We start from the raw sequence: 26,534 nt of genomic DNA, 5'->3' as shown, positions 1-26,534 counted from the left end.
GGCTTGTTATCAATCAAATTGTTTGTTGTTATGCGAGCTATCAGTGAGGCCGATAGCTATGAACCTGTTCCAATTGCGTGCATTCGATGCGGTGGCCCGCGAGGGCAGTTTTACCCGGGCAGCCGCTCGACTGTTTATCAGCCAGCCAGCGGTGACCGGGCATATCAAGGCGTTGGAGGAGCACTACCAGATCCCGTTGTTGCGCCGCACTGCCCGGCGCGTGGAGTTGACTGAGGAGGGCGCACGCCTGGCGGCCATCACCCGGGCGATCTTCGGTTTGGTGGACGAGGCGCAGACCATGCTGGAGGCCAACCGGCAGTTGCTCACTGGGCGCTTGGAAGTGGCGGCCGATGGCCCGCACTTGGTAATGCCGATGATCGCCAGCCTGCGCTCACGCTATCCGGGCATTACCGTGAACCTGCGCCTGGGCAATGCCCAGGAGACCCTGGCGGCGCTGCTGTCCGAACATGCGGACGTCGCGGTGCTTACCGAGGTGGAGCCGCGCAATGGCCTGCACTTGCAGCCTTTGGACGAGTCACGGATTTGCGCGCTGGTGCCGGCTGCGCATCCGTGGGCCAGGCAGCCCAACGGGATCCAATTGGCGCAACTGCACGAGGTGATCATGGTGCTGCGAGAGCCCAGCTCCATCACCCGGCGCACCTTTGACGACGCTTGCCTGGCGGCGCATGTGCAGCCCAAGGTGCTGCTGGAGTTGGACAGCCGTGAGGCCGTGACCGAAGCGGTCGCGGCAGAGTTGGGCGTGGGTGTGGTGTCGTCGATGGAGGTCAGCCCGGACCCGCGTGTGCAAGCGGTGCCGATCCTGGGCGATGGTCTGCTCAACCGGCATATGCTCGGGTGCATGGAGCGGCGCCGCTCGCTGCGCTTGATTCAGGCATTTTTCGAATTGGCATGAAGGCTCTCACGCACGATGTCCAAAAAGCTCGCCACCACCCGGCGTGAGCTCTGTTCCTTCAGGCACACCAGGGTTTCCTTCATGCGCTGGGTGCAATCGCGGATCGGCATGGCGTACACCCGTGCGTCGGCGCCGAACTCGGCCGCCGACACCACGCCCACGCCAATACCCACCACCACCGCCTCGCGGGCGGCTTCGCGGCCTTCCACCTGGATTGCCGGGCGAATGCGCAGGCCGGCCTGGCTCATTTCCTGCTCCAGTGTCTGACGGGTGACCGAGCCGATTTCACGCAATACCAACGGCGTATCATCGAGGTCGGCCAGGCAGATCGAATCGCGTCCGGCCCAGGGGTGGTTGCGTGCGACGAACGCCAGGAGTTGGTCGTCGGGCAGGGGCAGCGACACCAGGCGCGCATCGTCGACATCGCGCCCCAACAGCGCCAGGTCGGCCTGATAGTTATAGAGGCGCAGTAACGATTCATCGGTGTTGCCGGTTTCGATCTTCACGCTGATCCCGGGGTACAGCTGGCAGAAGCGCGCAATCTGCGGCAGTACATGCACCGGGGCATCCACCGCCAGGGTGAGGGTGCCGGTAAGCAGGGCGCGGGAGTCCTGCAGCAATTCCTCGGCTTCGGCCTCGATCACAAACAGCCGTTGAGTAATGCCCAGCAGGCGTTCACCGAGATCGGTCATGCGTACCGAGCGCTTGTTGCGGTGAAACAGCAGCACACCGAAGCGCTCTTCGAGTTTGCGTACCTGGTCGGAAATCGCCGGCTGGGTCAGGAACAGGCGCTCGGCGGCCCCGGTAAAACTGCCGTGGACGGCCACCGCGTGGAAGGCCTTGAGCTGGGCATGGGAAACCGACATGGCAGATCCTCTTACAAGCTGGGCTTATATTTGAAATACGATAAATCGATTTTACCTATTAGTCAGCCATTGCTTTGATGCACCTCAGTTGCCGTAGGTTGAGTCCTACAACCTCGGTGGCCATGGGCGCAGGCAAACCGCACCCATCTGACCAATGTTGCGCCACCACGGCCCGGCATTGCAGTGCTCAACCATAAAAACAACAGGCGTTTTCTTTCGATTCTGCCGGCACACTCACACCTGAGGTCAGAACCACCATGAATATCCCTATGGGTAGCATCAAGCGTTGGCGCGTGCAGATTTTCGCCATCACCTGGCTGGCGTACGCCGCTTTCTATTTCACCCGCAAAGCATTTTCCGTAGCGAAGCTGGGGATTGGCGACGACCCGGGTTTCCCTCTCGACAAAATGATGATGGCCAACCTGGATGGCCTCTACCTCGCCGCGTACGCCGTGGGCCAGTTCACCTGGGGCATGCTCGCCGACCGCTTCGGGCCGCGGGTGGTGGTGCTCGGCGGCTTGCTGGTTTCCGCCGCCGCGGCGCTGGTGATGGGCACGTTCGCCACCTTGCCGATCTTCGTCACCTGCATGTTGATCCAGGGCTTGGCGCAATCCACCGGTTGGTCGGGGTTATGCAAGAACCTTGGCAGTTTCTTCCCGGCCCAACAGCGGGGGCGGGTGTTGGGGCTGTGGAGTTCGTGCTACGCCTTTGGCGGCTTGGTCGCTTCGCCGTTTGCCGGCTGGTGGGCGTATACGCTGATCGGCAGTTGGCATGCGGCGTTTATCTCCAGTGCCGCAGTGGTGGCCGTGGTGGCCGTGCTGTTCTTTATGTTCCAGCGCAATACCCCGCAGGATGTAGGCTTGCCGGCGGTGGAGCCCGAGCCGGTCTTGAGCGCCGAAGAGGCTGCTGCTGAAAAGCGTATCAGCGTGCTCGAACCGCTGCGTGCGATCCTGCGCAACCGCACGGTGCTGACCCTGGGGCTGGCGTACTTCCTGCTCAAGCCGGCGCGTTACGCGATCCTGTTGTGGGGCCCGGTGATCGTCTACGAGCAGATGCCATCAGTGGGCAAGGTTGGCGCGGCCATCGTGCCTACTGCGTTCGAGCTGGCCGGCTTGCTCGGGCCGGTGCTGATCGGCCTGGCCTCCGACAAACTGTTCGGCGCCCGGCGCATGCCCGCCTGCGTGCTGAGCCTGCTGGCGCTGACCGTAGCCTTGGCGTTGTTCATGGGCGCGCTGCACACCGGCAGCGTGGTGCTGGTGATGGCCCTGCTGTTTGTGATGGGCCTGACCCTGTACGGCCCTGATTCGATGATCAGCAGCACGGCGGCCATCGACTTCGGCACGGCCAAGGCCGGCGCCACGGCGGCAGGTTTCGTTAATGGTTGCGGTTCGGTGGGAGCGATCCTTGGCGGTTTGCTGCCGGGCTACTTCGATACGGTCACGGTATTTATCGTCTTTGCCGGCGCGGCGCTGTTTTCGTCGCTGGTGCTGATGCCCTACTGGAACGCCAGGCCTGCGGTACTGGCCCAGGTCGGGGACTTCGTCCCTGATCGCAACGTCACAGGCAAACCCCTGCGCACCTGAGGCACCTGGCCGGTTTTTTGGTGGATTAGAGTGTTTTTGCGCTATAAACTCTGCCCCCAAAGCGCCGGCCAGTAGACGTTTCGGCGCCATGGATAGTAGAGAGTGAGTCATGGGCGCACAGTGGAAAGTCAAACATAAAGAAGCGGCAGCCAATGCCAAGGGCAAGATCTTCGGCAAGCTGGTGAAAGAAATCACCATCGCCGCCCGTAACGGTGCCGATACCGCGACCAACGCGCACCTGCGCCTGGTGGTGGAGCAAGCCAAGAAAGCCTCGATGCCCAAGGAAACCCTGGACCGCGCAATCAAGAAGGGCGCCGGTCTGCTCGGTGAAACCGTGCAATACCACCGCGTGACCTACGAAGGGTTTGCCCCGCACCAGGTGCCATTGATCGTCGAGTGCGTGACCGACAACATCAACCGCACCGTGGCGGAAATCCGCGTGGCATTCCGCAAAGGCCAACTGGGCGCCTCCGGCTCGGTGGCCTGGGACTTCAATCATGTCGGCCTGATCGAAGCCTCGCCGGATACCCCGGATGCAGATCCGGAAATGGCCGCCATTGAAGCCGGCGCCCAGGATTTTGAAGACGGTGAAGAAGAGGGCACCACCTTGTTCATCACCGAAACCACCGACCTGGATGCCGTGCAAAAGGCCTTGCCGGAGCAGGGTTTTACCGTGCTGTCGGCCAAATTGGGCTACCTCTCGAAGAACCCGGTCAGTGGCTTGACGGATGAGCAGATGGCCGAAGTCGAGGCGTTCCTGGAAGGCCTGGACAACCATGATGATGTGCAGGATATGTTTGTCGGCCTGGCTGGCTAGCCACTGGACAAATGCGGTCAAAAATGTGGGAGGGGGCTTGCTCCCGATAGCAGTGGGTCAGACACAGAGGTTGTGGCTTATACACCGCTATCGGGAGCAAGCCCCCTCCCACATTGTTTCAGCGGTGTTAGATAGAGCTCAGTACGCCTTCAATTTCATCAAAGCTCGGCCGCGCCAACACATCGGGCTGGCAGCAGCTTTTTTGCAGTTCAATCAGGACTTCACTTACTGCCCCTTCACTCCGCTCCAACAATTCCCCCAGCAACACCCCGAATGCGCGCACTTCAATACGCTGCAACGCCCTGGATTCCAAGGTGTCGGCCGTGGCATGGAATGACGCCGCGCCGAAGTCTGCGAGCAAACAATCACCCGTCGCATTCCACAGAATGTTGTGGCCATACAGGTCACCATGGGTAATCCCCTGACGGTGCAAGTGCGCCGCCGCCGAAGCGATCCCTTGTGCCATGCGCAGCGCCACGTCGAGGCTGAAACGCGTTTCGGGTTCGTAGATGTCCCGGGTGCAAGACGCCAGGCTAGGCAGAGCCGCGAGGTTGCGGTAGCTCGGGTCGATCAGGCTCATGACCAATGCCGCCTGACCCTGCGGGTGCCCGATGACACGGCCTTGCACCTTGATCAGGTTGGGATGCAGCCCGGCGGCAATGCAGGCTTGCATTTCATGCTGCGGTGACCCGTCGCTGGTGATGGTGCCCTTGTATAGCTTGACCGCGACCGGCAGCGCCTGGGGTTTCCAGATTGCCTTGTGAATGATCCCGGAAGCGCCTTCGCCCAATACTTCTCCCAGTTCCAGTTCAGACCAGGGAATGTTCGGCGTCCCATCATCGCCCGTCACGGTCACGGCCATTTCCACCGGGTTGCCGGCGTAGGCCAGCCAGGTCAGGCTCGGCAGCGTCAGCAGCCAATCCGGCAGGTGTGTAAGGCGATTGGAGGCGATGCGGATCAGCTCCAGGTTTTTGCATTGGGCCAGGCTATGCGGCAGATGCGTCAGTTGGTTACCGGCCAGCATCAACTTTTGCAGCAACGGGCGCTGCCCCAGTTCATCGGGCAATTGGCTGATGCTGTTATCGGTGAGGATCAGCCAGCGCAACTGGGGCGGCAGTGCGGCGGCGGGCACGTGGCTGATTCGATTGGCCTTGAAGCCGATCATGCTCAGCTTCGCGCACTGCCCCAGGCACTGTGGTAACTCGGTAAAGGCGTTGTCCGAGCAGAACAGCACCCGCAAGTGCCTCAGGCGATGCAGGTCGTCGGGCAGGCTGCTCAGGGCATTTCCCGTGAGGTTGAGGATTTCCAGGGAGTCGGCCAGTTGGAAGATTTCCCGGGGGAACTCGGTCAGCCCGCAGGCGAGGTCCAGGCGCGTGGCGCCGGCCAATTGGCCGGCCTTGAGTTGGGCGAGGGTAGTCATGAACAGCGCGGCACTCGGATGGGGGGCGTAAAAGGCGCTCATGATACCGGGTCGGGGGCGGTTTGCGCGCAGGGTGTTTGCAACTGGCGCAGGCGGCTGGCAGTGCGGGCGAGGTCGATGGCCTGACCTTCCAGGCATTTATCCAGGGGCTGGTGGCCGATGAGCGTCAGGCGTTTGTCCTGGTCATAGAGCACATCCACCAGGTTGATAAAACGCTGCTGCACGGCAATTGGGCATTCGGCCAAATGCGGCAGGCCGTCGATGATCCAGTGGTCGAAATCCTTGCACAGCAGCAGGTAATCCATGACCGCTGTGAGTTGTTCGCACAGGTCGTTGAAGGTGAAGACGATGGTTCGCCCCTGATGGCCGCGGCACAGTAGCTGTCGAGTGCCAACATCCAGGGGTTGCGCCGGGCAATCCGTGGTGGGCAACCCGAGGCTTTCACGTTGAACCGGCGTACCGGGCCACACATATTGGCCGCTGGTAAAGCGCTGTTGTGCGTGGGCCTGGGGCAGGCTGCGAAAGTCCTGGGGCGAGTTGACTTCCAGTACGTCCATGCGCGCAGCAATCAGGTCGATCACCGGCTTGAATCGTTCGTGGTACAGCGGGTTGGGCAGCAACCCTTCGGGCGGATAGTTGGAGGTTACCAGCACCAGCACGCCGCGTTGGAAAAGCGCCTGGAACAAGCGGCTGATGAGCATCGCATCGCCGATATCGTGGACGTGGAACTCGTCGAAGCACAGCACTCGGCAGTCGGCCAGCAGCTGATCGAGGGTGATGGCCAGGGCGTCGTCGCGCCCGCGGTGCAGGAACATGCCTTGGTGCAGGCGGGCGAAGAAATCGTGAAAGTGCACACGTTGCTTTTCGGCGAGGGGCAGGGCCTGGAAGAACCCGTCCAGCAGCCAGCTTTTGCCGCGCCCCACCGGGCCGTGCAGGTACAGGCTACGGGCGGCTTGGCCGTTGAGCAGGTGTTGGGCTTCGCGATTCAGGGCGGTAATCGCCCGGATTTGCCCCTCACTGAGGGTATAACCCTGTTGCTCGGCCTTTTTTTGGAAGTATGCCGAGATAGGCGAGGCGTTCGAGAGCCTGGGTTGTTTCGCGAACAGGCGCTGGAGCAGGGAAAGCACGGGCAATGGAGTATCACTCTGTGTTGCGGCGGTCGTTCACTCTAGGACGCCTGCCTCGATTTGACCAATAGGGAAAAGGCCAGCAGCTATCTCAAAAAAGCATGCCACTCCAAGAAGCCATCCAAACTGGCAGTTTCTTTTTCGATGGCTAACCTCATACAAAGTTGTCACCCCTGTATAAGGAATTGGGGCTGTGAAGGGATCGGCGGTATTGGCTGTCATGGGCGCGATGTTCTGCAACCCGGCTGACGCTGCGCAACTCCAGGTGGAGGTGCGTATCGACGTGCAGCGCGGCTGCCAGTTGGTGGGCACCACCCGTAATGCGGGCATCGAGCAACTGGGCGTATTGAATTTCGGCAGCGGCCCGCGCCTGGATGACCTGGCCGGCCCCCTGAGTGCGGCCCTGATCAGCCAGCGCCAGCCGCGCCTGGAATGCAACCCTGACACGCCTTATCAGATGCGCGTTGATGGCGGGCTGCATGGCGGCGTAGGCGAGGTGCGCTACCTCGCCAATGCGGCCGCCTCAAGCAAACCCATCCCCTATCGAATCTACGCTGACGCTGCGCGGTTGATCCCTTTGCCGGTGGACGTGCCGATCAGTGGCCGCGTACCGGACTCCGGCTCGGTCGACTTACCGTTGTATGGCCGCATCGAACCGCTCAAAGACATCCCCACCGTCGGCCGTTACTCCGACCTGCTCAAGGTTACGGTCACATGGTAAGCCGCTGCCTGGCCGTTGCGGCCTTGGGCGCCTTGCTGTTGCCGGCCGATGATGCACTGGCGGCCGCGGTCAACGGGCAGATCCACGCACGCCTGGTAATCACCGCCAGTTGCGAGGTCAGCAAAGGCGTGGAGCGTGCGCCGGTAACCCCCGAAGGCGGCACCGCATTGCTCGATTTCGGCAGTCAGGGGCCGACCTGGAACGACACCTTGGGCGCAACCATTGCCGATGGCGACAAGGCGCCGCTGTCGGTGTCCTGCAACCCTTCGGTGGTCAGCAGCTTCACTGTGACCATCGACGGCGGTGCCCACGGCGACGGCACCACGCGCCGCCTGAGCAATGGTCGCCAGACCATCCCCTATCGCCTTTCGGCCGATGCCTTGGGCCAGAGCGCCTATCGCATCGGCCAGCAACGCAACTTCGTCGTGACCCAGGGCACCCAAGTACCCATCCCGGTATTCGGCTCCGTGGTGGCGAATACCAGGGCCTTACCGGCCGGCATCTACACAGACACCCTGACGGTGACTCTGGATTGGTAAACCATGAGGATAAATATCATGCATGTACTTGTATCGCGAATAGGCGTCTGTGCCCTGGGCCTGGCGATGGCTTCCAGCCTGAATGCGGCGACCACAGTGACCGGGCAGATCACCTCCAGCCTGACCTTGATCGCCAGTTGCCAGGTGAACGGCTCCGGGGCGGCCACCGGGCTGAACTTCGGTAGCCTGAACTTCGGCACCACCAACAGCCTGTTTACCAATGCCGATGCGCAATTACTCGGCGGCACCGGCACCGGCGGGGCGTTGTCGATCCTGTGTTCGGCCGGCACCACGCCGGCGGTGAAAGTGCGCGCCGGTGCCCATGACGGTGCCTCGCCGGGTGGCACCCGTGCGTTGGCCGATGGCGCGGGCAACTTTGTACCGTACGACTTCTACACCGACAGCGGTTTCTCTTCGCTGCTGGCCATCGATGGCGTGATCACACTTGCCGCGAGTACCGGCGTGGCGCAAACCGTGGGCCTGTATGGGCGGGCGGTGGGTAAGGCGGGGCTGCCGGCGGGCACCTACACCGACACCGTGGCCGTGGAGCTGACGTTCTAACAATGTGGCTCAGAGCGTGGTTGGCCTGTGGGCTGGCGTTGCCGCTGCCGTTGGCGGCGGTGACCAGCCAGAGCTTCCAGGTCAGCGCGACCATTACCCCAGGCTGCCTGATCGTGGGCGGCGGCTCCAACTACGGCGCGTTGGCCTACGGCAGCTATTCGGCCCTGGCCACTGGCACGGTTACTGCGGCCATCACCGGCGGGGTGACCTTGCAATGCACGCCCGGAGTGGCCCTGAGCATGAGTGTGAATGGCGGCCTGCACAGCAGCACCGGGCGCAATTTGCAGCTCAACACGGGCAGCGCGCGAGTGGCTTATCAGTTGTTTCGGGATGCGGCATTCAGCCAAAGCCTGGGCATCAGCCAGAGCGTCAGTGTGAGCTACAGCGATGCAAACACCATCAGCCTGCCGATTTACGGGCGGGTGGTATTGCCGGGCAATCAGCCCGGGGGGACGTACAGCGACACGTTGCAGGTGCAGCTGTCGTGGTAAGGCTAACGGTATTGAGGAGTGCAGATATGCGTTCAACCTCCCGGCGGTGGTGGGCCGCGGGTTTTGCCTTGGGGCTTTGGTGCAGCTCAGGGTTGGTGCAGGCAGCCAGTTCGGTGCTGATCTGGCCCATCGACCCGGTGTTGGAGGCCGATCAACAGGCCAGTGCGTTGTGGCTGGAAAACCGTGGCACCGAGACCGCCAACCTGCAGATTCGCGTATTTGCCTGGAGCCAGAACGGCTTCGACGAGCAGTACCAGAACCAGCGCGATGTGATCGGCAGCCCGCCGGTGGCCAGGATCGAACCCGGCCAGAAGCAACTGGTGCGCCTGACCCGCACCCGTGAAGTGCCGCCGGGGCAGGAGTTGGCCTACCGCATCATCATCGATGAAATCCCCTCGGCGCTGCAGGTGCCCGTGCCGCCGGAGGGCAAGAACACCGCGGCGGCGATCCGCTTCCAGATGCGTTATTCGGTGCCGTTGTTTGCCTACGGCGCTGGCCTCTGGAGCAAGGACGATGCCACCCGCCAACGCGATCCCAAGGGCGTGGGCAAGCCGGACCTGAGTTGGCATAAGGTCAACGTGGGTGGGCGCAGTTACATCGAGGTACGCAACCAGGGCGCCGTGCATGCGCGGCTCACCGATGCCTCGTTCAAACAGGGTGGGCAGGTCCGGCCGCTGGTGGAAGGGTTGCTCGGTTATGTATTACCGGGTGCAAGCATGCGTTGGCCAGTGCCGGATACGGTGTCGGCGGACCAGCCGTTGCAAGTGCGGGTCAACGGCGCGTCGCAATTGGAGAGCCTGGCGCCGAAGCGGTGATGGTTGTAGCGGGACGGGCTTAAGCCCTGGGTTTGACAGGATGGAGATGTCCATGGAAGGACCTAACACCAGCGAGAGTCGTGGCTGGGCTCGGGGTTTATGGCCGTCGGTGGCATTGGCAAGCGGACTGTGGGGCGCCGCAGTGGCGGGGGAATTGCCGCCGCCGCCGAGCAGCATGGAGGCAGTCGCGGATGCGCAGCTGTTCCTGGAATTGGTGGTCAACCAGATGGACACCGGTCGGGTCATCGCGGTCGACCAGCGTGCTGGCCAGCTGTTTGTGCCCGCCAGCGCCCTGCAGGACGTGGGCATGAAGCTGCCCGGTGAGCCCGTCGGCAGCGTGGCCCTCGACCAGGTGCCCGGCCTCCACAGCGACTATGACAGCCACGGCCAGCGCCTGCTGCTGGATGTGCCGCCGTCATGGTTGCAGGAACAGTTTATCGGTCACCGCAATACGTACCCGCGCACCCAGGCCATGAGCAGCTTCGGCGCCTTGCTCAACTATGACGTGTATTTCAACGACACCGACGACGGTGGTAGCTACCTGGCCGCCTGGAACGAGGTGCGGCTGTTCGACAATTGGGGCACCTTGTCCAACACCGGGCAACTGCGTCAGACCCTGGCCGATGGCATCATCGACAGCCCCCTCAATAACGGCTACCGGCGCTACGACACTACTTGGCGGTTTTCCGATGATGAGCGCCTGCTCACTTACGAGGCCGGCGACGTGATCAGCGGCTCGCTGCCCTGGAGCAGCTCGGTGCGCCTGGGCGGGGTGCAACTGTCTCGGGACTTCTCTGTACGCCCGGACCTGGTCACTTACCCCTTGCCGCAGTTTGCCGGTGAGGCGGCGGTGCCCTCGTCGGTGGACCTGTTTATCAACGGCTACAAATCCGACAGCGCGCAGCTGCAACCTGGCCCTTACACCTTGACCAACATCCCATTCATCAACGGTGCTGGTGAGGCCGTGGTGGTCACCACCGATGCGCTGGGTCGCCAGGTCTCGACCACAGTGCCGTTCTATGTGACCAGCACCTTGCTGCAACAAGGCTTGACGGATTTTTCGGTGGCCGCCGGCACCTTGCGCCGCGACTACACCCTGCGGGATTTCGGCTACGGGCCGGGCGTGACCAGCGGCACCTTTCGCTATGGCTATTCGGACAACCTGACCCTGGAAAGCCACGCCGAAGCGTCCAGTGACCTGACCCTCGGCGGGCTCGGCGGCAACCTGCGCCTGGGTAACTTCGGCGTGCTCAATACCGCCGTCAGTCAGAGCCAGTTCGACGGCCGCAGCGGCCAGCAACTGAGCCTCGGCTACCAGTACAACAGCACGCGCTACAGCCTGATGTACCAACGGGTGGAACGGCGCGACGAGTATGCCGACCTGACCCTGGTCGACACCCCTTATGCCAGCCTCAGCAAGCGCAGCGAGCAGGCGACCCTGAGCCTCAACCTTGAGCGTTTCGGCAGCCTGGGCCTGGGCTATTTCGACGTGCAGGCGGCGGACGATTCGCGCACGCGCCTGCTCAACCTGAGCTGGAGCAAACCGCTGTGGCGTAACACCAGCTTCTACCTGTCGGCCAACCGTGAGATCGGTGACAGCAACTGGGCCATGCAAGCGCAACTGGTCATCCCGTTCGACCTCAACGGCAGCCTGGCCTTGAGTACCGAGCGCAGCAAGGACGGTGCCAGTCGCCAGCGCATCAACTACAGCCGCTCGGTGCCCAGCGAAGGCGGCGTCGGCTACAACCTCGGCTATGCCCAGGGCGATAGTCCGACCTATCGGCAAGCCGACCTGACCTGGCGCTTGCAGTCGGTGCAGTTGCAGGCGGGGGTGTACGGCAGCAGCGATGCCCAGACGCGTTGGGCGGATGCCAGCGGCTCACTGGTGTGGATGGGCGGCCAGGCCTTTGCCGCCAACCGCATCAATGACGCGTTTGTGGTGGTCAGCACCCAAGGGTTTGCCGGGATTCCGGTGCGCTACGAAAACCAGCTGGTGGGCCAGACCGATCGCAATGGCCACTTGCTGGTGCCGTGGAGCAGTGCCTATTACCGCGGCAAATATGAGATCGACCCGCTGAACCTACCGGCGAATGTGCAGAGCCCTAATGTTGAACAGCGCGTCTCGGTGCGCCGGGGCAGCGGCTATCTGCTGGAGTTCCCGCTGCGCCGGGTGCTCGCCGCCAGTATCACCCTGGTGGACCGCCAGCATCAGGAGCTGCCGCTGGGCAGCCTGGTGGTGCACGAGCAAAGCAACACCCAGGCGGTGGTGGGCTGGGATGGCCTGGTGTATCTGGAAAACCTCAGTGGCCACAACACCCTGCAGGTCACCCTCAGCGAAGGTCGGACCTGCCAGGCGAGATTCGATATCGATGCGCAACAACAGGATGTGCCCCTGATCGGGCCGTTGGTGTGCCAATGAACAACTGAGCAAGGAGGCTTCGGGTGAGGCATAAGGCATGGCTGTACGCAGCAGCGGTGTTGTTTTCTGGGCAGGCAATGGCGGTATGCTCGGTGGTTTCCACCGTACCTGCCAGTTTTGGCTCGATCAGTTCGATGACAGTGCGCACGGCCGCGCAAACCAGTTCCACCACCAACGCCGGGTTGAGCTGCACCTCGGCGTTGATTTCGTTGCTGGTGTCCACCGACCACTTCTACGCCACGATCACCTCGGCCACGGGGGGCATGGTCGGGCCGACCGGTGATGTGATCGGCTACACCATTTATGGCAACAACAGCACCAGTTACCCGATTACCCGCGGCAGCCAATTCGATTTTGGTGGCGCCGGTGGGATTGCACAAAGCATTGGCCTGATCGCCGGGCCCGGAGCGAAAACCGTACCGCTGTACCTGAGCAGCATCACCGGCAGCAACGTGGCGGCCGGCTTGTATACCGAGACATTGAACATCGCCTGGAACTGGAATTATTGCTCGGGGATCGGCATTGGCGGCATCTGCCTGGGGCGCGACATTGGCAGCGGCACGGCGTCCCTGACCGTCAGCATGACCGTGACCAATGACTGCCAGATCACCGCGCCGAATATCAGCTTTGGCAGCGCGCCGGTGGTCAGTGGGTTTACCGCGGTGACCGGACAGACCATCAACATCGCCTGCACCAAGGGCAGTGCCTATACCGTGGGCTTGAGCGACGGCCAGAACCCGGTCAGCGTCGGCGGGCGCCGGCGTATGATTTCCGGCACGAGCTACCTGGCCTACGACATTTTCAAAAGCGCCGGCACCACGCGTTGGGGCAGTGTCGGTGCGGCGCGGCGCGCCAGCTCCACGGCCGAGATCAACCCTGGCAACGGCTTGGGCATCGGCAGCCAGGTCTACAACTACAACGCGCGGATCTACACCGACCAGCCCACGCCGCCAGGCGGCACCTATGTCGACAACGTGGTGCTGGACGTGGGCTTCTAGAACTTCATCAACGGTGTGGTGGGCTGGTCTACCGGGCTGACCATTGCGTAGTTATAGCCGCCGCCTGACCAGTATTCGGCCTGCAAGCCATCGGCGCTGCGGCTGCCGCGGGGCAGGAAACCGTTGTTCGGGCCTGGCGGCCGTATATAGAAGCTGATGCGCCGGCCTTGCGGGTCTTGGTATAGCACCATGGCTGCCGCGCCCTGGTCGGTGGTGAGCAGGCGCCCGCTGACCGGCTTGAACCCCGCCTGGCTCAGGTCGGGCAGGCGGTGGGCTTGATTGAAATAGCGGTCGAGCCAGGCCTGCATAGTGCCGCTACCCTCGGCACTGAAGTCGGCGGGCATGATGCCGTCCTGGGCAAACAGGCGGTAGGCCTGCATGGCATCGGTCATCGGCAATAGCGGCGGTTGGGTGGCTTCGCGGGCCTGCCAGCCGCCTATCCCGCCGAGGCTCACGGCAATCAGCAGCAGCGCCGCGGTGGCGAAGTGGCGGCGGGACTGACGCTTGATACGCTGGCGAATGAGTGCAGGGTCCAGTGCCGGGTTGTTCGGCTGTTGCAGCGCGCCGCTTAAAGACGCACGCAATAATTGCGCATCCTGTTGCCAGGCCTGGACCTGGGCGGCCACTTCGGGGTGGCTGGCCAGCCAGGTTTCAAGCACGCGGCGGTCACTCTCCAGTAATTGGTGATCGACGTAGGCATGCAAGTCGCGTTCGCTGGGGGGCAGGCTGATCATTTGAGTCTCCGCAGGGCAGGGCCGGCAATTTCGCCATCGCTGAGTTGACGCAACGCTTGGCGCGCACGGGACAGGCGTGACATCACGGTGCCGATGGGCACGTCGAGGATGTCGGCCACGGCCTTGTAGCTCAAGCCCTCGACAGACACCCACAGCAGCAGGGCACGCTGTTCGGCGGTGAGCTGGTCGAAGGCTTGCAGGGTGGATTGGGCCATCACCGTGCGCTCCACCGAAGGCTGCGCGTCATCGCGGCCGGTGAAGAATTCGAGCATGCGCGCATAGCGTCGGCTGCGGCGGTGGGCGTCGAGGAACTGCCGGTAGAGGATCGAGAACAGCCAGGCGCGCAGGTCACCTTCCAGACGTTTATCGGCCCAGGCGATGATCGCCCGTTCCAGAGTCGCCTGCACCAGGTCGTCGGCGCTGCTGCTGTTGCGCGTCAGGGACACGGCAAAACGCCGCAACCTGGGGATGAGTTCACGTAACTGTTCGTCGAGTTCATGCATGGGTGTCTGGCTGGTCACTACGCTGGGACTAGAAAGACGTCCGGCGTTAAAGGTTATTCCACGGCCCGCAAAATAATTCGAAGGTCAGGGAATAGAGCAAATCGGCGTTCGTCTTAATGCTCCGACCTTATGTTTCACCCTAAGGCCACTGGCCCTGGAGTTCCTGCATGGTAGATCACTCATCACCCCCCCGTCCTCCATTGAGCACTACGAGCCTGATCCTACGTCTGGCGGGTATCGGCGCCGTGGTTGCCGTTGTCGCTGGGGCATTTGCCTACGTCAACGGTACCCTTGACCCACAACGCCTACGGCCTAAAACCTTGGTCAATGCTCTGGAAACCAATAACGGCGTGCACCCAGGCTTTCGCCGTAACCACGCCAAGGGCGTGTGCGTGGCCGGTTACTTCCAGAGCAGCGCCGAGGCGCGTGCGTACTCCAGTGCCCAAGTGTTCAGCGCGGCCAAGACCCCGGTCATCGGCCGGTTTGCCTTGCCCAGCGCCAACCCTTATGCGCCGGACAGCAGTGTGCCGATCCGCAGTTTTGCCGTGCAATTCAGCCAGGCCAACGGCCAGCAGTGGCGCACCGGCATGAACAGCATGCCGGTATTCCCGGTGGGCACCCCCGAGGCGTTCTACCAGTTGCTCAAGGCGGGCGCGCCTGATCCGGCCACTGGCAAGCCGAACCCGGCCAATATGCCGGCATTTTTTGCCGCGCATCCGGAGACGGCACCGTTCCTGGCGTGGGTCAAGACCGCCAAGCCATCGGCCAGTTACGCGACTGAAACCTATAACGGCATCAATGCGTTTTACCTGGTGAGCGCCGATGGCAAACGCCAGGCCGTGCGGTGGGGCGTGGTGCCGCTCAGCCAGGACGCACCGGGTGATACCGCGCCGGATGGCGCTGATTTCCTCGAGAAAGATCTGGTGCAACGCCTCGCCACCGGGCCGTTGCGTTGGCAATTGAACATGACCCTGGCCAACCCCGGCGACCCGCTGGATGACGCGAGCAAGACCTGGGCCGGCGAGCACAGGGTGCTGAACGCCGGCACCCTGGTGCTGCAAAGCAGCCAGCCCCAGGCAGACGGTGATTGCCGCGATATCAACTTTGACCCGCTGATTCTGCCCAGCGGCATCGAGGCCTCCAATGATCCGTTGCTGGCTGCCCGCTCAGCCGCGTATGCCAGTTCGTACCTGCGCCGCGCCGGTGAAGTCAGCCCGTTGCACAGCGCCCCTCAGGAGTCGAAGCCATGAATGCCCAGCCCCGCTTTTTTGCCCCCCTGGCACGTCTGCTGCACTGGCTGATGGCGCTGATGATCATTGCCATGCTGTTTATCGGCGCGGGGTTGGCCGCGTCAGTGTCTGAGCGCCATGAGTGGTTGATCCACCTGCACAAGCCGCTGGGGATCGCGATACTGGCCCTGGTGATCGTGCGGTTGGTGGTGCGCTTTTGCACACGACAGCCGCCATTGCCAGCGGATTTGCCCGCGTGGCAAGTGCTGGCGGCCAAGGCTTCCCATGTGCTGCTGTATGCGTTGATGCTGGTGTTGCCGCTGCTGGGCTGGGCGATGATTTCGGCCGCCGGTGATCCGGTAATGCTCAGCAGCAGCGTGCAACTGCCCGCGCTGGTGGGGGCGAATGCGCCGTTGTTTGCGCTGTTGCGCAAGGCCCACGGCTATCTTGCCTACCTGTTGTTCCTTACGGTACTGGTGCACTTGGCGGCGGCGTTGTTCCACGGTTTGATCCGCCGCGATGGTGTCTTGCAAAGCATGACCGGCACCAAGGACTGATGGCTTTTGTGGCGAGCAAGCTCGCCACATGTGCTTAACGCAAGAGGCCGACAATATCGGCGACGCTGCTCAAGACGTCCTTGCCCAGCTGTTTCGAGCGATCGCCTGACCAGCCGGTGCGCAGGTTGGGTGCGTCGTCGTTGTCCTTGAAGGGCATCTCGAGGGTCAGGGACAGGCAGTCATACTTTTCACCGACCGCGTTGCAGGCCAGGGTCATGTTGGCTTCGCCCGGCAGGTCGCGGGTGTAGCCGTGGGTGGTCTGGAAGTCCCGGGTCAGGTGGCTCAGATGGCGGCGGAAGTGTTTTTCCAGAGCCTCGATGCGCGGTGTGTAGCCAGGGTTGCCTTCGCAGCCGGCGGTGAAGACGTAGGGGATCTCTTCGTCGCCGTGGATATCGAGGAACAGGTCCACGCCATATTTTTCCATCTGTTCCTGGACGAACAGGACTTCCGGGCTGAGTTCCTGGCTGGCGTTTTGCCAGGCGCGGTTGAGGTCCTGGCCCATGGCGTTGGTGCGCAGGTGGCCATGGAAGGCGCCATCGGGGTTCATGTTCGGAACCAGGTACAGGTCAGCCGCGGCCAGCAGCTTTTTCAGCTCGTCGTCGCCGTCCTGTTGCAGGCGTTCGATAACGCCTTCCATAAACCATTCGGCCATGTGCTCGCCGGGGTGCTGCTGGGCAATGATCCATACCTTGCGGCGACCTTCGCCCCCTTTGCCGCGTCGTAGCAGTTGGATATCGCGGCCTTCGACGCTCTTGCCGGTGGCGAGCAGGGTGACGCCTGCGTACTTCAGGGCTTGATCGATCAGCCAGTCGTGGCGTTCACGGCTGTAGGGCTCGAAATAGGCGAACCAGACGTGTTTTTCCCGGGTCTGGAGGGTGATATGCAGGATCTCGCCGTCGAAGCGCGTCGGTACCCGGAACCAGTTGATATGGTCGTAGGACGCCACGGCGTTGTACCCGCTCCAGGCATGTCGATAGGACGAGCGACCCGCGTTGCTCAGGCGAAAGGTGTGGGTATGCCCCACGTGCATGCCTTCGGCCTTGAAGTGGAACCATTGGAAGTGATCGCTGCGGGTATCGGGTTTGATTGCCAGCAACAACTGATAGGCATCGCTGGCATCCAGGACCTGGATGTTACCGCTGTCGAAATCGGTGCTGATCTTGATGGAGGTCAAGGCCACGGTCATAGTCTGGTTGCCTGAATATGAGTGAGGTGGTGGCTATATTACACAGGCGGCAGGCAAAACCTGGATGCAAAATTGTTGCACGGGGAGGGGGCGTCATCCCTGACGCCGCGGCAGCTTAGAGTCTATGAGATTGATTCTCAAGCGCTAAATCGCAAAGATCCGGGCTAGAGCAGTCGAGTGGCTTTCTTTAGGCGATAGTCTTTTGCTACCATGCGCGCCATCAAGCAACACACAGTCTTCATTAGCCTGAAGCCACGCCAGGGAAACTGGCAAAAAAAAGACCCGGCCAAAGAGCCGGGTCAAAAACCGTGATTAGCCTGATGAGGAGATATTCCAAGAGTCCGACCTAAGGTCTCTTGGTCTATCGACTGATCTCGCGATCAGCTGGGTCCAATAATAATCATTATCATTTGCAAGTCAAATGTTTTTATCCGTGAGATAGAAATATTTTTCCTTGACGCTTTTTATGCGCTTGCCTGGGCCACTGGCCCTTGCAACGACCGCTCCACCATCGCCTTGGCCATATCAATCAAATACACCACGGAAAACGCCAGGTCGCGCTGAGTGCCTTGATGGCTGCACGCTGATTCATAGGCGGTTGCCGCTGCACTGCGCAACAGGTCCGAGGCATGCACCAGAGCTTCCTCTTGGCTGATGCCCGGTTTGATCACGAACATGGCGTCATCCTGGGCCGGCGCCGACATCTCTTCTTTCAAGTAATAATCCAGCGCGCGCTGGGCCGCACCGCTGTTGTGCATATCGTGTAATTCAATGTGTTCAGGTGTTTCGGGCAATGGATACGGGCTGTTCGTCATAAGCGGCAGTACTCCGGTGGGTGTCGAAATCCTTAGGCTTGATGATAGTACGTATCGTATTTATGTCGTTTTATGGATTACTACAAACTGTTTATTGCCCTGAAAAATACACGTCGTATCGTCAGGCGCCATGGATAAATGGATAGCGTTGGTCAAGGCCAACATGAAAGACCGCAAGGTCACGCAAGGCGAACTGGCGGAGCGTCTGGGCATGTCCCAGGGCGGTGTTGGCCACTGGCTCAACAAGCGCCGCGTGCCGAGCCTGGCGGACATGAACCGGGTGCTCGCGGAACTGGGGTTGGGGGGCCTGGAAGTGGCGCTCGAGATTCGCGAGCGGGCCGCAACAGAGGCGGCGTTGGAACGACGCTACAACCCGTATTTCCGCTACCCGGTCAGCGACTGGAAGCACGCGTGCGAGTTACGTGAAGAGCGGGCGACCTATGAAACGAGTCGCTACGAATTGACCGATTACCACGCTCAGGGCAAGGCGTTCTGGCTACCGGTGACGAGCGATGCCATGACTGCCCCCACGGGCCTGAGCATCGGTGCCGGGATGATGATCCTGGTGGACCCGGCCATCGAGCCCGAACCCGGCAGACTGGTGGTTGCCCAATGGGCTGGCAGCCCCCAGGCGACCTTTCGCCAATTGCAGGAAGAAAGCGGCCAGCGTTACCTGGTGCCGCTCAATCCCACTTACCCCAAGGCGCTGCTCACCGAGGATTGCCGAATCCTGGGGGTGGTGGTGCAAGCCACGGCGAAGTTCTAGCCGGCCGTCTCGAGTTCCACCAGTGCGCTGCCTTCGGCGACCATTTCACCTTCCTGGCAGAACAACGCCTTGACCACCCCGGCCTGAGGCGCACGGATGCTGTGTTCCATCTTCATGGCTTCCAGCACCACCAGTTGAGTGCCAGCCTCAACGGTTTGGCCCACCTCTACCAACACGCGCACGATGCTGCCGTTCATCGGAGCGGTGAGGCCACCTTGATGGGATTGCCCGGCCTCCACCGCCGCAATCGGGTCGAACAGGCTGACCGCATGCATCTCACCGTCCCAACGCAGGTACAGGCTGCCTGCGCTGCGGACCGCCAGGTAAGCACGGCGCACCCCTTGGTGCTCGATCAGCAATTGCTCGCCGCACAGTTGTGGCGCGTCCCTCGATAATGTCACCAGCCGATCCTGTCCATTGCAGCTCAGGTGCAGCGAAACCTCGGCCGGCAGGCCCGCACGAAAGCCCTGGTTGTTGGCCCACGGGCCATCGCCCATCGGCAGGCTCTGCATAAACGCCGAGCCCGCCGCCTGCCAGAACGCATCGCTCAATGCGCCGGGCTCTGGCAACAGCTCTTCCTGATAGCGCGGGATAAAGCCGGTATCCAGTTCGGCTGCCGCAAACGCGGGATGACCGATGATACGTCGCAGAAAACCCAGGTTAGTCTTGAGCCCGCCGACCGCAAATTCATCGAGCATGCTCAGTAACCGCAAACGCGCCTGTTCACGGTCTTCGCCCCAGGCAATCAACTTGCCGAGCATCGGGTCGTAGAAGGGCGATACGTCGTCGCCTTGCTCGACACCGCTGTCCACCCGGCGGCCCGGGCCCGGGTCGGACTCGCGGTACAGCGCCAGGTGCCCGGTGGCCGGCAGGAAGTCATTGGCCGGGTCTTCGGCATACAGCCGCACTTCAATCGCATGGCCGTTCAACGGCACCTGGTCTTGAGTGATCGGCAGCGCCTCGCCCTGGGCCACCCGGATCTGCCAGGCCACCAGGTCGAGACCGGTGATCGCCTCGGTCACCGGGTGTTCCACTTGCAGTCGCGTGTTCATCTCCATGAAGAAAAACTCGCCACGGGCATCCAGCAGAAATTCCACCGTGCCTGCGCCTACATAACCGATGGCCTGGGCTGCCCGCACAGCTGCTTCGCCCATGGCCCGGCGCTGCTCGGCACTCAAGCCCGGCGCCGGGGCTTCTTCGACGACCTTTTGGTGGCGACGCTGGATCGAGCAGTCGCGCTCATTGAGATACAGGCAGTGGCCATGCTGGTCGGCAAACACCTGGATCTCGACATGCCGCGGCTTGAGCAGATATTTCTCCACCAGCATCTGCCCATTGCCGAAGGATGACAGCGCTTCACGCTGGGCAGAGGCCAGGGCTTCGGCCAACTGGCTGACATCCTCGACCACCTTCATGCCCTTGCCGCCGCCGCCGGCCGTGGCCTTGAGCAGCACCGGGTAGCCGATACGCTCACAGGCGGCGCGGAAGGTTTCCAGGTCCTGGGCCTCGCCGTGGTAACCCGGCACCAGCGGTACGCCAGCGGTTTCCATCAGGGCCTTCGCCGCTGATTTGCTGCCCATGGCGTCGATGGCAGAGGCGGGCGGGCCGAGGAAAATCAAGCCGGCGGCCTCGATGGCGCGGGCGAAGCCAGCGTTTTCCGAGAGGAAACCGTAGCCGGGGTGAATCGCCTGCGCACCGCTGGCGTGGGCGGCGGCAATCAATTTGTCGACTTGCAGGTAGCTGTCGGTGGCTTTGCTGCCACCCAGGTCGACACGGATGTCGGCCTCGCGGCTATGACGTGCATCGCGGTCGATGGCGCTGTGCACGGCCACGGTGGTCAGGCCCATGGCCTTGGCGGTGCGCATGACCCGGCAGGCAATCTCGCCACGATTGGCCACCAGTACGGTGGTGAGTGTGCTCATGAACGCGGCTCCTGTGCTTGCCAGCTCGGCGCACGCTTTTGCAGGAACGCACGCAAACCTTCCTGGCCCTCGGCGCTCACCCGAATGCGCGCGATGGCGTTTTCGCAATAACGTCGCAGCGCAGGCGTGAGGGCACCGTTGCCCACTTCGCGCAGTAAATCCTTACTGGCACGCATCGCCGCCGGGCTGTTTTGCAGCAGGTTTTCGACCCACTGGTCCACCTGCTGATCCAGGGTTTCGGCCGGATAACTTTCTGCCAGCAAGCCGATTTCCCGTGCTCGCTGGCCGCCGAACCGCTCGGCCGTCAGGGCATAACGACGGGCAGCGCGTTGGCCGATGGCCTGCACCACGAAGGGGCTGATCACCGCCGGCGCCAGACCGATGCGCACTTCCGACAAACAGAACTGCGCCTCATCGGCGCCAATGGCCATGTCACAGCAACTGATCAGGCCCAACGCGCCACCGTAGGCTGCGCCTTGCACCACGGCCAGCGTGGGGATTTTCAGCTTGGACAGGTTGTACATCAGCTCCGCCAGTTCGCGGGCGTCGTCCAGGTTGGTGTGGTAGTCAAGCTCGGCCGATTGCTGCATCCAGGCCAAGTCGGCGCCGGCACTGAAATGCTTGCCGCGCCCACGCAGTATCAAAAAACGCAGGGACGGGTCGCCTTGCACCCGGTCCAGGGCAATGATCAGTTCGCGGATCATCTCGGCGTTGAACGCGTTGTTCTTGGCTTCACGACTGAGCCACAGCGTGGCAAAGCCACGGCTGTCAGTGATCAGTTCGAGGGTGTTGAAGTCGTTCATGCAAGGAGCTCCATGATAATAAGAGGCCTCCTGTAGGAGCGAGCTTGTTGTGGCGAGCAAGCTTGCTTGCGCTGGGGTGCGCAGCGCCCCCAAAAAAGCCGGGACTGCTGCGCAGTCAGCGGGAGCAAGCTCCCTCGCCACAACAAGCTCGCGCCTGCAGGTTACATGCGGAACACGCCGAAGCGGCTCGGCTCGATGGGGGCGTTCAGCGAGGCGGACAAGGCCAGGGCCAGCACGTCGCGGGTCTGCAACGGGTCAATGACGCCGTCATCCCACAAGCGCGCGCTGGAGTAGTAGGGGTGGCCCTGGGTTTCATACTGGTCGAGTATCGGTTGCTTGATTGAAGCTTCCTCATCGGCGCTGAACGCGTTGCCTGCGCGCTCGGCCTGTTCCCGCTTGACCTGCACCAGCACCCCGGCGGCCTGTTCGGCACCCATCACGCCGATGCGTGCGTTTGGCCACATCCACAAGAAGCGTGGGTCGTAGGCGCGGCCGCACATACCATAGTTACCGGCACCAAAGCTGCCACCGATAATCACGGTGAACTTCGGCACCTTGGCGCACGCCACGGCGGTCACCAGCTTGGCGCCATGCTTGGCGATGCCGCCGGCTTCGTACTTCTGGCCGACCATGAAGCCGGTGATGTTCTGCAGGAACAGCAGGGGAATCCCGCGCTGGCAGGCCAGTTCGATAAAGTGCGCGCCTTTCTGCGCGGCCTCGGCGAACAGAATGCCGTTGTTGGCCAGGATCGCAATCGGGTAGCCATGCAAATGCGCAAAGCCGCACACCAAGGTGGTGCCGAACAGGGCCTTGAACTCATCGAACACCGAGCCGTCCACCAGGCGTGCGATCACTTCGCGTACATCGAAGGGTTGCTTGGCATCCGCCGGGATCACACCGTACAGCTCTTCGCTGCTGTACAGCGGCGCCACTGGCGGCCGTTGCACCAATTGGCCTTGCTTGCGCCAATTGAGGTTGGCGACGCTGCGCCGAGCCAGGGCCAGGGCGTGTTCATCGCTGTCGGCATAGTGGTCGGCCACGCCGGAGATCTTGCAGTGCACATCGGCGCCGCCGAGGTCTTCGGCGCTGACCACCTCACCGGTGGCGGCTTTCACCAGCGGTGGCCCGGCAAGGAAGATGGTGGCTTGCTGGCGCACCATGATCGCTTCGTCGGCCATGGCCGGCACGTAGGCGCCGCCGGCGGTGCATGAGCCCATCACCACGGCGATCTGCGGGATGCCCTGGGCGCTCATGTTGGCCTGGTTGAAGAAGATCCGCCCAAAGTGCTCACGGTCCGGGAACACCTCGTCCTGGCGCGGCAGGTTGGCGCCGCCGGAGTCCACCAGGTAGATGCACGGCAGGCGGTTCTGCTCGGCGATGGTCTGGGCGCGCAGGTGTTTTTTCACGGTCAGCGGGTAGTAGGAGCCGCCTTTGACTGTGGCATCGTTGGCGACGATCATGCATTCGACGCCTTCCACGCGACCAATGCCGGCAATGACTCCGGCCGCCGGTACGTCTTCGCCATACACCTGATAAGCCGCCAACTGGCTGAGCTCGAGAAACGGCGAGCCCGGGTCGAGCAGGCGATTGATACGCTCACGGGGCAGCAACTTGCCCCGCGAGGTGTGGCGTTCCTGGGCCTTGGTGCCGCCGCCTTGTTGCACATGGGCGAGCAGGCTGTGCAGGGCGTCGACCTGTTCACGCATCGCCGTACTGTTGGCGGCGAACTCCGCCGAGCGTGGGTTGAGCTGGGTATGCAGGGTGGCCATGACGCGCTCCTTCAGCGGGTTTCGTTGAAGAGTTCGCGGCCAATCAACATCCGCCGAATCTCGCTGGTACCGGCACCGATTTCATACAGCTTGGCGTCGCGCAGCAGGCGGCCGGCGGGGAATTCGTTGATATAGCCGTTGCCGCCGAGAATCTGGATTGCATCGAGGGCCATCTGCGTGGCGCGCTCGGCGCTGTAGAGGATCACCCCGGCGGCGTCCTTGCGCGTGGTCTCGCCGCGCTCGCAAGCCTGGGCCACCGCGTAGAGATAGGCGCGGCTGGCGTTGAGCTGGGTGTACATGTCGGCGACCTTGCCCTGGATCAGCTGGAATTCACCGATGCTCTGGCCAAACTGCTTGCGGTCGTGAATGTAGGGCACGATCAGATCCATGCATGCCTGCATGATCCCTGTGGGGCCGCCGGACAGCACCACGCGTTCGTAGTCCAGGCCGCTCATCAGCACTTTCACACCGCCATTGAGCACGCCGAGGATGTTGTCTTCGGGCACCTCCACGTCATCGAAAAACAGCTCGCAGGTGTTGGAGCCACGCATGCCCAGCTTGTCGAACTTGTTGCTGCGGCTGAAGCCTTTCCAGTCGCGCTCGACGATGAAGGCGGTGATGCCGTGGGCGCCTTTCTCCAGGTCGGTCTTGGCATAGATCACGTAAGTGTTGGCGTCGGGGCCGTTGGTGATCCAGGTCTTGCTGCCATTGAGGACGTAGTAGTCGCCGCGTTTATCGGCGCGCAGTTTCATCGAGACGACGTCAGAGCCGGCATTCGGCTCGCTCATGGCCAGGGCGCCGACATGCTCGCCGCTGATCAGCTTGGGCAGGTACTTGAGTTTTTGCTCGTGGTTACCGTTGCGGTTGATCTGGTTCACGCACAGGTTGGAGTGCGCGCCGTAGGACAGCGCCACCGAAGCCGAACCGCGACTGATTTCTTCCATGCTCACCACGTGGGCCAGGTAACCCAGGCCGGCACCGCCATATTCTTCCGGCACGGTGATGCCCAGCAGGCCCATGTCCCCGAACTTGCGCCACAGGTCGGCGGGGAACAGGTTGTCGATGTCGATCTGGGCCGCGCGCGGTGCGATCTCCTTGGCCACGAAGGCCTGCACCTGGTCGCGCAGCATGTCGATGGTCTCGCCGAGGGCGAAGTTCAGGGACGGGTAACTCATGGACAGGCACCTTAATGTGAGCTTTGTTGTTGTGTGGGTTGGGCGCCAGGGGAGGGCGCTCACCTTTACGTTAACGTAAGCTTGCGTTGCGGTGCTGTCAATCGTAGTTTACGTATACGTCAACCTACAAAAAAGACAACAGGGGTCGTTATGCATCAACCGAATCAGAGCTACAGCCGTGGTTCCCAGGACAAGACCTTGCTGGCCATGACTATCGGCCAGGTTTTTGATCGCACCGCCGCGCAATTTCCCGACGGCGAAGCCTTGGTGGTCCGCCATCAACAGCGGCGCTACACCTGGCGGCAACTGGCCGAGACGGTTGATTTGCATGCGCGGGCATTCCTGGCTTTGGGCATGCAAACCGGTGACCGCCTGGGCATCTGGGCACCCAATTGCGCTGAATGGCTGATCTGCCAGGTGGCAAGCGCCAAGCTCGGGGTGATCCTGGTCAATATCAACCCGGCGTACCGCAGCAGTGAGTTGGACTACGTGCTCAAGCAATCCGGCTGCCAGTGGCTGGTGTGCGCCGGTGCGTTCAAGACCTCCGATTACCACGCCATGCTCCAGGCGCTGAAGCCCGACCTGCGCGGCCTCATCAGCCTTGACCCCAGCCCGCCGCCGGGCTTCATGCCCTGGTCGCAGCTGTCGGGCCTGGGCGCCGGTGTCCCGCCCGAGCAACTGCACAGCCGCGAGGCCAGCCTGCACTTTGACCAACCCGTGAATATCCAGTACACCTCCGGCACCACCGGCTTCCCCAAGGGCGCCACCCTCAGTCACCACAACATCCTCAATAACGGCTACATGGTCGGCGAAAGCCTGGGCTTGACGGCGCGGGACCGCCTGGTGGTCCCGGTGCCGCTGTATCACTGCTTTGGCATGGTGATGGGCAACCTGGGTTGCATCACCCACGGCACCACCCTGATCTATCCCAACGATGGATTCGACCCACTGCTCACGTTGAGTGCCGTCGCCGAAGAAAAAGCCACCGGCTTATATGGTGTGCCAACCATGTTCATCGCCATGCTCGATCACCCTCGCCGCGCCGAGTTCGACTTGTCCAGCCTGCGTACCGGGATCATGGCCGGGGCCACGTGCCCTATCGAAGTGATGCGCCGAGTCATCAACGAAATGCACATGAGTGAAGTGCAGATCGCCTACGGCATGACCGAAACCAGCCCGGTGTCACTGCAAACTGGTGCGGATGACGATATAGAGCGGCGCGTCACCACGGTGGGCCGCACCCAACCGCAACTGGAAACCAAGATTATCGACGAGGCCGGCAACACCGTCGCGCGCGGCGTGATAGGAGAGCTGTGCACCCGTGGCTACAGCGTGATGCTCGGTTACTGGAACAACCCCGAAGGCACCCGTGAGGCTATCGATGACGCCGGCTGGATGCACACCGGCGACCTGGCGACCATGGATGAGCACGGCTATGTGTGCATCGCCGGGCGCAACAAGGACATGATCATCCGCGGTGGCGAAAACGTGTACCCACGGGAGTTGGAAGAGTTCTTCTTCACCCACCCGGCGGTGGCCGACGTGCAGATCATCGGCGTCCCCGATGAGCGCTATGGCGAAGAAATCGTGGCCTGGATCAAGTTCCATCCGGGTCATGCCGCCAACGAGCTTGAACTGTTGAGCTGGTGCAAGGACCGCATCGCCCATTTCAAGACGCCCAGGCACTTCAAGTTTGTGAACGAGTTTCCGATGACGGTGACGGGCAAGATTCAGAAGTTTCGCATGCGTGAGATCAGCATCGAGGAACTGACGCGTTAACTACTTAGCCCAGGAAACAGGTGCAG

At 62.2% G+C, this 26,534-nt stretch carries 25 protein-coding genes; 14 read left to right on the top strand and 11 right to left on the bottom strand.

What is annotated here, in order from left to right:
- The first annotated feature begins 58 nt into the window (after positions 1-58).
- Entirely contained in the window at positions 59-913 is an 855-nt protein-coding gene (locus tag QYQ93_RS18185; RefSeq protein ID WP_338475192.1) for a LysR substrate-binding domain-containing protein, read from the top strand.
- On the opposite strand, the gene QYQ93_RS18180 is transcribed toward QYQ93_RS18185, so the two are convergent.
- A complete protein-coding gene (locus QYQ93_RS18180) occupies positions 889-1,779 on the bottom strand; it encodes a LysR substrate-binding domain-containing protein (RefSeq protein ID WP_338475191.1) in 891 nt (296 codons plus the stop codon). The genes QYQ93_RS18185 and QYQ93_RS18180 overlap by 25 nt on opposite strands.
- Before the next feature lie 257 nt (positions 1,780-2,036).
- Here QYQ93_RS18180 and QYQ93_RS18175 point away from each other — a divergent pair, with 257 nt between their 5' ends.
- Together QYQ93_RS18175 and QYQ93_RS18170 are read left to right on the top strand one after the other, a co-directional pair.
- Positions 2,037-3,362: an MFS transporter gene (locus tag QYQ93_RS18175; RefSeq protein WP_057025249.1), complete on the top strand. Its 1,326-nt coding sequence runs from the start codon at positions 2,037-2,039 to the stop codon at positions 3,360-3,362.
- A 109-nt stretch (positions 3,363-3,471) separates the two neighbouring features.
- Positions 3,472-4,179: a YebC/PmpR family DNA-binding transcriptional regulator gene (locus QYQ93_RS18170; protein WP_005789254.1), complete on the top strand. Its 708-nt coding sequence runs from the start codon at positions 3,472-3,474 to the stop codon at positions 4,177-4,179.
- 127 nt (positions 4,180-4,306) lie between these two features.
- Here the strand turns inward: QYQ93_RS18170 and QYQ93_RS18165 are convergent, their stop codons facing one another.
- A complete protein-coding gene (locus QYQ93_RS18165; protein WP_338477273.1) occupies positions 4,307-5,599 on the bottom strand; it encodes a protein kinase in 1,293 nt (430 codons plus the stop codon).
- A gap of 38 nt (positions 5,600-5,637) precedes the next feature.
- Entirely contained in the window at positions 5,638-6,732 is a 1,095-nt protein-coding gene (zapE, locus tag QYQ93_RS18160; protein ID WP_043049943.1) for a cell division protein ZapE, read from the bottom strand.
- 214 nt (positions 6,733-6,946) lie between these two features.
- On the opposite strand from zapE, the gene QYQ93_RS18155 reads away from it, so the two are divergent.
- The 7 genes from QYQ93_RS18155 to QYQ93_RS18125 are packed head-to-tail and all read left to right on the top strand — an operon-like array spanning position 6,947 to position 13,270.
- A complete protein-coding gene (locus QYQ93_RS18155) occupies positions 6,947-7,447 on the top strand; it encodes a spore coat U domain-containing protein (RefSeq protein ID WP_338477272.1) in 501 nt (166 codons plus the stop codon).
- Positions 7,441-7,986 (top strand): spore coat U domain-containing protein, encoded by a 546-nt coding sequence (locus tag QYQ93_RS18150; RefSeq protein WP_338475190.1) that lies wholly within the window; start codon positions 7,441-7,443, stop codon positions 7,984-7,986. Before QYQ93_RS18155 ends, QYQ93_RS18150 begins: the two co-directional genes overlap by 7 nt.
- Positions 7,987-8,004: 18 nt before the next feature.
- Positions 8,005-8,547: a Csu type fimbrial protein gene (locus tag QYQ93_RS18145; protein WP_043049972.1), complete on the top strand. Its 543-nt coding sequence runs from the start codon at positions 8,005-8,007 to the stop codon at positions 8,545-8,547.
- Between the two features lie 2 nt (positions 8,548-8,549).
- Entirely contained in the window at positions 8,550-9,038 is a 489-nt protein-coding gene (locus QYQ93_RS18140; protein ID WP_217882407.1) for a Csu type fimbrial protein, read from the top strand.
- 26 nt (positions 9,039-9,064) lie between these two features.
- Positions 9,065-9,853, top strand: a complete 789-nt coding sequence (locus tag QYQ93_RS18135; protein ID WP_338475189.1) for a molecular chaperone — start codon at positions 9,065-9,067, stop codon at positions 9,851-9,853.
- Positions 9,854-9,893: 40 nt separating this feature from the next.
- Positions 9,894-12,272: a fimbria/pilus outer membrane usher protein gene (locus tag QYQ93_RS18130; RefSeq protein ID WP_338475188.1), complete on the top strand. Its 2,379-nt coding sequence runs from the start codon at positions 9,894-9,896 to the stop codon at positions 12,270-12,272.
- Between the two features lie 23 nt (positions 12,273-12,295).
- Positions 12,296-13,270: a Csu type fimbrial protein gene (locus QYQ93_RS18125; protein WP_080889093.1), complete on the top strand. Its 975-nt coding sequence runs from the start codon at positions 12,296-12,298 to the stop codon at positions 13,268-13,270.
- On the opposite strand, the gene QYQ93_RS18120 is transcribed toward QYQ93_RS18125, so the two are convergent.
- Both QYQ93_RS18120 and QYQ93_RS18115 read right to left on the bottom strand, forming a co-directional pair.
- Positions 13,267-14,004, bottom strand: coding sequence for an anti-sigma factor (locus tag QYQ93_RS18120; RefSeq protein ID WP_338475187.1), 738 nt, complete (start codon positions 14,002-14,004; stop codon positions 13,267-13,269). The genes QYQ93_RS18125 and QYQ93_RS18120 overlap by 4 nt on opposite strands.
- Entirely contained in the window at positions 14,001-14,507 is a 507-nt protein-coding gene (locus tag QYQ93_RS18115; RefSeq protein ID WP_043049949.1) for a sigma-70 family RNA polymerase sigma factor, read from the bottom strand. Before QYQ93_RS18115 ends, QYQ93_RS18120 begins: the two co-directional genes overlap by 4 nt.
- A 167-nt stretch (positions 14,508-14,674) precedes the next feature.
- Here QYQ93_RS18115 and QYQ93_RS18110 point away from each other — a divergent pair, with 167 nt between their 5' ends.
- Positions 14,675-15,757 carry a catalase family peroxidase gene (locus tag QYQ93_RS18110; RefSeq protein WP_338475186.1) on the top strand — a complete coding sequence of 361 codons (1,083 nt, stop codon included), beginning with the start codon at positions 14,675-14,677 and terminating at the stop codon, positions 15,755-15,757.
- Positions 15,754-16,293 carry a cytochrome b gene (locus QYQ93_RS18105; RefSeq protein ID WP_043049951.1) on the top strand — a complete coding sequence of 180 codons (540 nt, stop codon included), beginning with the start codon at positions 15,754-15,756 and terminating at the stop codon, positions 16,291-16,293. Before QYQ93_RS18110 ends, QYQ93_RS18105 begins: the two co-directional genes overlap by 4 nt.
- A 34-nt stretch (positions 16,294-16,327) precedes the next feature.
- On the opposite strand, the gene QYQ93_RS18100 is transcribed toward QYQ93_RS18105, so the two are convergent.
- Entirely contained in the window at positions 16,328-17,479 is a 1,152-nt protein-coding gene (locus QYQ93_RS18100) for a M14 family metallopeptidase (protein ID WP_338475185.1), read from the bottom strand.
- 464 nt (positions 17,480-17,943) lie between these two features.
- Positions 17,944-18,294, bottom strand: coding sequence for a DUF6124 family protein (locus QYQ93_RS18095; protein ID WP_080889094.1), 351 nt, complete (start codon positions 18,292-18,294; stop codon positions 17,944-17,946).
- 130 nt (positions 18,295-18,424) lie between these two features.
- Between QYQ93_RS18095 and QYQ93_RS18090 the strand changes: the two genes are divergently transcribed.
- Positions 18,425-19,060, top strand: a complete 636-nt coding sequence (locus QYQ93_RS18090; protein ID WP_043049954.1) for a LexA family protein — start codon at positions 18,425-18,427, stop codon at positions 19,058-19,060.
- Here QYQ93_RS18090 and QYQ93_RS18085 read toward each other — a convergent pair.
- The 4 genes from QYQ93_RS18085 to QYQ93_RS18070 all read right to left on the bottom strand — a co-directional run bounded on the left by QYQ93_RS18085 (position 19,057) and on the right by QYQ93_RS18070 (position 24,729).
- On the bottom strand, positions 19,057-20,982 hold the full coding sequence (locus QYQ93_RS18085; protein ID WP_338475184.1) for an acetyl/propionyl/methylcrotonyl-CoA carboxylase subunit alpha: 1,926 nt from the start codon (positions 20,980-20,982) through the stop codon (positions 19,057-19,059). The genes QYQ93_RS18090 and QYQ93_RS18085 overlap by 4 nt on opposite strands.
- Entirely contained in the window at positions 20,979-21,785 is an 807-nt protein-coding gene (locus QYQ93_RS18080) for a gamma-carboxygeranoyl-CoA hydratase (protein WP_043049956.1), read from the bottom strand. The genes QYQ93_RS18085 and QYQ93_RS18080 overlap by 4 nt, the downstream gene beginning before the upstream one ends.
- Positions 21,786-21,946: 161 nt before the next feature.
- A complete protein-coding gene (locus tag QYQ93_RS18075; protein WP_043049957.1) occupies positions 21,947-23,554 on the bottom strand; it encodes a carboxyl transferase domain-containing protein in 1,608 nt (535 codons plus the stop codon).
- An 11-nt stretch (positions 23,555-23,565) separates the two neighbouring features.
- Positions 23,566-24,729 (bottom strand): isovaleryl-CoA dehydrogenase, encoded by a 1,164-nt coding sequence (locus QYQ93_RS18070; RefSeq protein ID WP_043049958.1) that lies wholly within the window; start codon positions 24,727-24,729, stop codon positions 23,566-23,568.
- 150 nt (positions 24,730-24,879) lie between these two features.
- Between QYQ93_RS18070 and QYQ93_RS18065 the strand changes: the two genes are divergently transcribed.
- Entirely contained in the window at positions 24,880-26,508 is a 1,629-nt protein-coding gene (locus QYQ93_RS18065) for an AMP-binding protein (protein WP_338475183.1), read from the top strand.
- Positions 26,509-26,534: the final 26 nt, after the last annotated feature.

It is taken from the genome of Pseudomonas khavaziana (genome assembly GCF_036704165.1).
Classification (GTDB): Bacteria; Pseudomonadota; Gammaproteobacteria; order Pseudomonadales; family Pseudomonadaceae; genus Aquipseudomonas; species Aquipseudomonas khavaziana.
This window is presented reverse-complemented; position numbering and strand designations above follow the sequence as displayed.